Origin of the sequence: Streptomyces sp. NPDC059906, from assembly GCF_042730645.1 — a bacterium.
In the GTDB taxonomy this organism is placed as follows: Bacteria; Actinomycetota; Actinomycetes; order Streptomycetales; family Streptomycetaceae; genus Streptomyces; species Streptomyces rubrogriseus.
This window is the reverse complement of record NZ_JBHWKU010000017.1, coordinates 114408-121168: the sequence shown is the minus strand read 5'-3', so window position 1 is coordinate 121168 and position 6761 is coordinate 114408. Positions and strand designations below refer to the sequence as shown.

Below are 6761 nucleotides of genomic sequence, written 5' to 3'. Positions count from 1 at the left end.
GTGGGCCCGGCCTGGGCGGCTTGACCCTCGTATCTCGTTACCCCGGGCTGCGCACGGCGCGGGGGGGGCGGGCCGTTTCTTCGGCCCGGCCCCCCACGGGCGGAGCTTCGTCTCCCGCCGGGAGACCACTGCTTCAGGTGTGTCGGTTACTGCATGACCGCCATGGCCAGCGCACGCCGAGCACGCATCGAGGCGCGCTCCGCCCGGCGCTGCATCCGGCGAGCGGTCGCCAGGCGCAGCGCCCGGCGTTCCTGCTCGGCCTCATGCAGGCGGTCGTGCATATGCGCACGTGCCAGGGCTTCTGGGATGAGTTGCATTTCACGGGTCCTGTTCTGACGCGAGTCCTTCGCGCCACTGGTGGTGAAGTCTTCAGGCGCGGTGCCTGCGATGTCGTGGGTGGACGGCTTCATCGGGGCCTGCTTCTGGGGGTCGTACGTCAGGGGGCGGTCGATCGTTCCTGCGGTGTTCATGCCGAAACCGGGTTCTTGCGCGGGCGACCGCGGGGCCGCTTCCGGGCGACGACGACACCCTGGACGAACAGCTCGCCACCCCAGACGCCCCAGGGCTCACGCCGCTCCTTGGCACCGGCGAGGCAGGCCTCGATCAGCGGGCAGGTGCGGCAGAGGGACTTGGCGTACTCCACGTCCGCCGGGGACTCGGCGAAGAAGACCTCCGGGTCGTAGGAGCGGCAGGGGACGGGTACGCCGAGGTTCTCGATGGCGTCGTCGAGCGCGGTGAGCGCGGTGAGCGGGGTCAAGGTGGAGTCCTCCGTGGAACAGGGCTTGGGGATCGTGTCGGAAGGCGGTACGGACGGGGCGTGCGCTTCGAGTTGCACGGGGTGGTCTTCCTCGTCTGTTCGTTCCGGCCGGTTGACCGGGTAGCGGCTTGGTACCGGGTTCTTTTCTTGTCCCGAGGCTCCTTCGTGCTGTCGCCCCCGTTCGGGGACAAACAGAAGGGCCGCGGATCCCGGGTGGGGTTCCGCGGCCCTGAAGGCGCCGGCCTGATCGGCGATCAGGCTGGATCACTCCAGGGTTCTGGCCCACGGAAGGCCCACATCAGGTGGTGCTGCGTCGTCTGCTTCCGGAATCCGGCACCGGTCGCGGTAAAGGCATAGGCCTGCGCCTGTGCCGCTACTGCTGCTTCCAGTGCCTTGGTCGGTCGCTCATTGCGCTCCCGGACGGGAAGGCCCGCGGGAGCAGCGGCGGCGGCAGCCGGACGCACGGCACGAATGCCGGACAGACCGGTGCCCGAGTGAGAAGCGCCGAGCGTGCACAGGGAGACGGCCGAGCGATCGGTCATTTTGGCGGTGGAGCTGACGACGAAGCTGCTGTTGATGCTGATCACTGGACTCGCCTCCTCTCGGCGTCTCGGTGGACTGGGACGAACCAGTCCGCGGATATGCAAGTACAACACGGATTCAGGGCCTCCGGGAAGGCCGCTGTTCCCGTGACCAAGAACCTATGGGGATTCCCGGGGCATGCGCAAACTATTTTTTCGACGAGTTTGTATCAGTCGTCCTCGTCAAGCCCCACACCTTCCTGGCCTGCGCAGATGGCCAGGACGTCGGTCCCGTAGCGATTGAGCTTGCGCATCCCGACCCCCGGGATCCTGGCCAGCTCCCGCTCGTCCTCCGGGACGGACTCGGCGATCGCCATCAGCGTCTTGTCGGTGAAGACGCAGAACGCGGGCTGTCCGCTGCGCCCCGCCTGCACCGCCCGCCACTCGCGCAACCGCTCGTAGACGCCCTCGTCCATGTCCGACGGGCACCCCTCGCAGCGCATCAGCTTCATCTCACCGGCGTCGGTGAGCGTGCGTCCGCAGACCCGGCAGCGGGCCGGCGTCCGCTGGGCCCGTCTCGGCACGGCGGCCGCGCCACCACCGTCGCCGCCGCCTCGGAACCCGTGCTCCACGCCCCCGGCACCCCCGGCGGCCGCCTGCCCGCCCGCCGTGCCAGAACCGGGCCGCAGCCCCTTCAGAAAGCGGCTGGGCCTGCGGTTCGGCCGGCCACCGGGCGACCGGGCCAGCGCCCAGGACAGGTGCAGGCGTTCACGCGCGCGGGTGACACCGACGTAGAGAAGGCGGCGTTCCTCCTCGATCTGCTCGTCGGTCTTTGCGTAGGTGATCGGCATCATGCCCTCGGCGACGCCGACCAGGAACACGACGTCCCACTCCAGGCCCTTGGCCGAGTGCAGGGAGGCGAGGGTGACGCCCTGCACCGTCGGGGCGTGCTGGGCGCCCGCGCGCTCGTCGAGTTCCACGACGAGGTCGCTCAGCGTGGCTCCCGCTCTGGCGGCGGCGAAGTCCTGGGCCAGTCCCACCAGGGCGGCCAGCGACTCCCACCGCTCCCGGACGGCGCCCGACCCGGCCGGGGGCTCGGTCGTCCAGCCCTCCCCGGACAGCACCGCGCGCACCTGCGAGGGCAGGTCGACGGCGTCGTCGAGGAGGGAGTCGTTGCCGCCGAAGCGGGCGGCGGCCCGCAGTGCACTGCCGGCCTTGCGCACCTCGGGCCGGTCGAAGAAGCGCTCCGCGCCCCGCAACTGGTACGGGACCCCGGCGTCGGCGAGTGCCTGCTCATAGGTCTCCGACTGGGAGTTGGTCCGGAACAGGACCGCGATCTCGGCGGCCGGAACGCCCGAGTCGATGAGCTCGCGGATGCGGCGGGCGGCGCCCTCGGCCTCGGCCGGTTCGTCGGAGTACTCGGCGTAGCCGGGCTCGGGGCCCGTGGGCCGCTGGGAGACCAGCTCCAGGCGGTGATCGGCGGCCCGGCCCCGGGCCTGGGCGAGCAGACCGTTGGCGAGGTGGACGACCTGGGGGGTGGAACGGTAGTCGCGGACCAGCTTGACGACGGTGGCGCCGGGGTGGCGGCCGCGGAAGTCGAGCAGATGGTCGGGGGTTGCTCCCGTGAACGAATAGATCGTCTGGCTGGCGTCGCCGACCACGCACAGGTCGTCGCGGTCCCCGAGCCACAGCTCCAGCAGACGCTGCTGGAGGGGGCTGACGTCCTGGTACTCGTCGACCACGAAGTGCTGGTACTGGGCGCGGACCTGCTCGGCGACATCGTGCCGGTCCTGGAGGACGGCCACCGTCAGCAGCAGCACGTCCTCGAAGTCGATGACGGAGCGCGCGCGCTTGAGGTCCTCGTAGGCGGCGTACAGCTGCGCGATCTCCGCCGGGTCGCGGGGCGCCTCACGGCCGGCCTTGGCAGCCGCCGGGGCGTAGTCGGCGGGCACCGTCTGGGTCACCTTGGACCACTCGATCTCCGCGGTGACGTCGCGCAGCTCGCCCCGGTCGAGGCGGATGCGGCAGGCGGCGGCCGCGTCGGCGACGAGCTGGATCTTGCGGTCGACGAGCCTGGGCAGGGAACCGCCGATCGCTTTCGGCCAGAAGTACTGGAGCTGCCGCAGCGCCGCCGAGTGGAAGGTGCGGGCCTGCACACCGGCGGCGCCGAGCTGGCGCAGCCGACCGCGCATCTCGCCGGCCGCGCGGTTGGTGAAGGTGACGGCGAGCACGCTGGAGGGCTGGAGGATCCCGGCGCGCACCCCGTAGGCGATGCGGTGGGTGATCGCCCGGGTCTTGCCCGTACCGGCTCCCGCCAGCACGCACACCGGGCCGCGCAGGGCGGTCGCCACCTCGCGCTGCTCGGGGTCGAGCCCTTCGAGCACCGCGTCGGCCGAGTCCGGTACCTGCGGGAAGAGGGTGGAGTGCGTTGCTGCTGTCACACCGCCATGCTGCCAGGTCTCGCGGGACGGGTGAGTCGGTTGTCCACAGGCACACATCGATAGTCGTATCAATGCGACAGTCGTCACGCGGTGGGAGTGCGCGACGGGAATGGTCGTGCCGCCGCGGACGTTCACTTCCTGCGATCTCATCCCCGAGCCGCCGCTTTCCGAGTCGCCTAAGGAGCACGAGAGACATGTCGGGCACTGTGACGATGTACAGCACCACCTGGTGCGGCTACTGCCGTCGGCTGAAGAGCCAGATGGACCGCGAGGGCATCGCGTACACCGAGGTCAACATCGAGCAGGACCCGGAGTCCGCCGCGTTCGTGGAGAAGGCGAATGGCGGAAACCAGACGGTGCCCACCGTGCTCTTCCCCGACGGCTCCACTCTGACGAACCCGTCGCTGGCGCAGGTGAAGCAGAAGGTCGGCGCGTAGCGGGCCGGCCGGACAGCACGACGAGAGGGGCGGCCCTCCCCCGACGGGGACGGCCGCCCCTCTCGTGGCGTCTACGGCGTCCGGGCTCAGAAGGCGCTGCGCGTCGGCAGTGGCCTGCCGTACCAGAGCTCGATGAGGCGGGCCGCGATCGAGATGCCGTAGGGCGGCAGGACCTCGCCGGACTCGAAGGCGGCGCCCAGCTCCTCGCGGGAGAACCAGCGGGCCTCGTGGATCTCGTCGCCGTCCACGTTGATCTCGGTCGAGGTGGCGTGGGCCATGAAGCCGAGCATCAGGCTGGACGGGAAGGGCCACGGCTGGCTCGCGACGTACTCGACCTGGCCGACGGTGACGCCGGCCTCCTCCTGGACCTCGCGGCGCACCGACTGCTCGATGGACTCGCCGGGCTCCACGAAACCGGCGAGGGTCGAGAAGCGGCCCTCGGGCCAGTGCACCTGGCGGCCGAGCAGGATGCGGTCCGCACCGTCCGTGACCGCCATGATCACCGCGGGGTCGGTACGCGGGTAGTGCTCGGCGCCGCAGGCGGGGCAACGGCGGATGTGGCCGGCCGCGGCGATGACGGTGCGTTCTCCGCAGCGGGAGCAGAACCGGTGCAGGCGCTGCCAGTTCTCCAGGGCGACCGCGTGGGCCATCAGTCCGGCGTCGCGGGGGGACAGGAGCAGGCCGGCCTCGCGCAGGCCCGCCGGGCGCGCGGACTGGTCCATGCGGCCGGGCAGGGAGTCCTTCTGGAGGGCGAAGTAGCTGGTCCCGTCCTCGTCGGTGCCCAGGAAGTAGCGGTGTGCCTCGGTGAGCGGGGCCTCGAAGGAGGGGGTCATGACGAGTTCGGTGGCCCCGTCGGGCGTCTCGTCGATGAGGACCTGTCCGCCGGAGACCACGAAGCAGCGCGTCGAGGGGTGGCTCCACGCCGCCGCGAGCCAGGCCTCGTCGAGGCGGTGGTGGGCGGCGCGGTCGATGCCGCTGGGGGCGGTGAGCGAGATGGGACGGTCGGCGGTGCGGTCGGTCCAGGTGGTCACGGGTGCTTCCAACTCCCCCGGTGAGCGGTTCGGTTCGGCAGGCGGTTTCGGCGGTTCGTACGGCGGGTGGTGACCGGGGCCGGGAGGGCTCGGCGGGTGCGGGGCGGCGTTTCCAGTGTGCCGCGCGCGATGCCGGTCGGGTCCCGGGCCGTGCACCACGCTCAGGGCGCGTGACGCCAGTGCTCCCCCAGGTCGCCCCAGAGGTGGGCGGAGGTTTCGACGCCCTTGAGGAGCAGGTCCAGTTCCACCTTCTCGTCGGGGGCGTGCCAGCCGTCGGACGGGACGGAGATGCCCAGGAAGAGCACCGGGGCGCCGAGAACCTCCTGGAGGTCGGCGGCCGGGCCGGAGCCGCCCTCGCGCGTGAAGCGGACCGGTGTGCCGAAGGCCCGTTCCATCGCGCGGGCGACGGACCGCAGAGCCGGGTGGTCCAGCGGCGTCAGACACGGGCGGGTGGCGGAGCCGAAGACGACCTCGCAGCGGATGCCCGCGGGTACCTGCTCGTCGGCCCAGGCGCGGACGGCCTTCTCCACGTGATCGGGGTCCTGGCCCGCGACGAGGCGGAAGGAGAGCTTCACCATGGCGGACGACGGGATGATCGTCTTGCTTCCGGGGCCCTGGTAGCCGCCGCCGATGCCGTTGACCTCGGCGGTGGGGCGGGCCCAGATGCGCTCCAGGGTGGTGTGTCCGGCTTCGCCGTGGGCGGCGTACGACTTGGCCGTGCGCAGCCACTGCCGCTCGTCGAAGGGCAGCTCGGCGAAGAGCTCGCGCTCCCGGTCGGTGAGGTCGGCCACTCCGTCGTAGAAGCCGGGTATCGCCACGCGCGCGTGCTCGTCGTGCAGGGCGGCGACGAGGCGTGCGACGGCGGTGGCCGGGTTGGGGACCGCGCCGCCGAAGGAGCCCGAGTGGATGTCCTGGTCGGGGCCGTGCAGCCGGATCTCGCACTCGGCGAGGCCCCGCATGCCGGTGCAGACGGTGGGGGTGTCCTCGGACCACATGCCCGTGTCGGAGACGACGACCGCGTCGGCGGTGAGCCGCTCGGCGCGCTCCTCGACGAGGGCACGGAAGTGCGGGGAGCCGGATTCCTCCTCGCCCTCGATCAGCAGTTTGAGGTTCACCGCGGGAGCCGTACGGTCGGTGGCGGCGAGGTGGGCGCGGACGCCGAGTGTGTGGAAGAACACCTGCCCCTTGTCGTCGGCAGCCCCGCGCGCGTAGAGGCGGTTCTCGCGGACGACGGGGTCGAAGGGCTCGCTGTTCCAGCCGTCCTCGCGGGCGGCGGGCTGTACGTCGTGGTGGCCGTAGACGAGGACCGTCGGTGCCTGCGGGTCCCCGGAGGGCCACTCGGCGAACACCGCGGGGGCGCCCCGGGTCGGCCAGACCTCCGCGGTCGGGAAGCCGGTCTCCTTCAGCTTGGCGGCGAGCCAGTCGGCGCTGCGGCGCACATCGGTCGCGTGGTCGGGCTGGGCCGACACGGACGGGATGCGCAGCCATTCGACGAGGTCGTCGAGGAAGGCGGCGCGGTGCTGCTCGATGTACGTGCGGACAGCGCTGACAGCATTGTCAACGGGGTGGCTCAT

At 71.5% G+C, this 6761-nt stretch carries 7 protein-coding genes; 1 reads left to right on the top strand and 6 read right to left on the bottom strand.

Annotation, left to right across the window (positions count from 1 at the left end):
• Positions 1-146 precede the first annotated feature (146 nt).
• The 4 genes from ACFV9J_RS24960 to ACFV9J_RS24945 all read right to left on the bottom strand — a co-directional run bounded on the left by ACFV9J_RS24960 (position 147) and on the right by ACFV9J_RS24945 (position 3776).
• Positions 147-470, bottom strand: a complete 324-nt coding sequence (locus ACFV9J_RS24960; RefSeq protein WP_109033322.1) for a hypothetical protein — start codon at positions 468-470, stop codon at positions 147-149.
• On the bottom strand, positions 467-835 hold the full coding sequence (locus ACFV9J_RS24955) for a WhiB family transcriptional regulator (protein ID WP_003973786.1): 369 nt from the start codon (positions 833-835) through the stop codon (positions 467-469). The genes ACFV9J_RS24960 and ACFV9J_RS24955 overlap by 4 nt, the downstream gene beginning before the upstream one ends.
• A gap of 176 nt (positions 836-1011) precedes the next feature.
• Positions 1012-1344 carry a hypothetical protein gene (locus ACFV9J_RS24950; protein WP_164278389.1) on the bottom strand — a complete coding sequence of 111 codons (333 nt, stop codon included), beginning with the start codon at positions 1342-1344 and terminating at the stop codon, positions 1012-1014.
• A gap of 164 nt (positions 1345-1508) precedes the next feature.
• Positions 1509-3776, bottom strand: coding sequence for an ATP-dependent DNA helicase UvrD2 (locus ACFV9J_RS24945; RefSeq protein ID WP_385357206.1), 2268 nt, complete (start codon positions 3774-3776; stop codon positions 1509-1511).
• Between the two features lie 137 nt (positions 3777-3913).
• Between ACFV9J_RS24945 and ACFV9J_RS24940 the strand changes: the two genes are divergently transcribed.
• Entirely contained in the window at positions 3914-4156 is a 243-nt protein-coding gene (locus tag ACFV9J_RS24940) for a mycoredoxin (protein WP_007444445.1), read from the top strand.
• An 86-nt stretch (positions 4157-4242) separates the two neighbouring features.
• Here ACFV9J_RS24940 and nudC read toward each other — a convergent pair whose 3' ends face one another.
• Positions 4243-5187, bottom strand: coding sequence for an NAD(+) diphosphatase (gene nudC / locus ACFV9J_RS24935; protein WP_385357202.1), 945 nt, complete (start codon positions 5185-5187; stop codon positions 4243-4245).
• A gap of 161 nt (positions 5188-5348) precedes the next feature.
• Positions 5349-6761, bottom strand: a complete 1413-nt coding sequence (locus ACFV9J_RS24930; protein ID WP_385357200.1) for a dipeptidase — start codon at positions 6759-6761, stop codon at positions 5349-5351.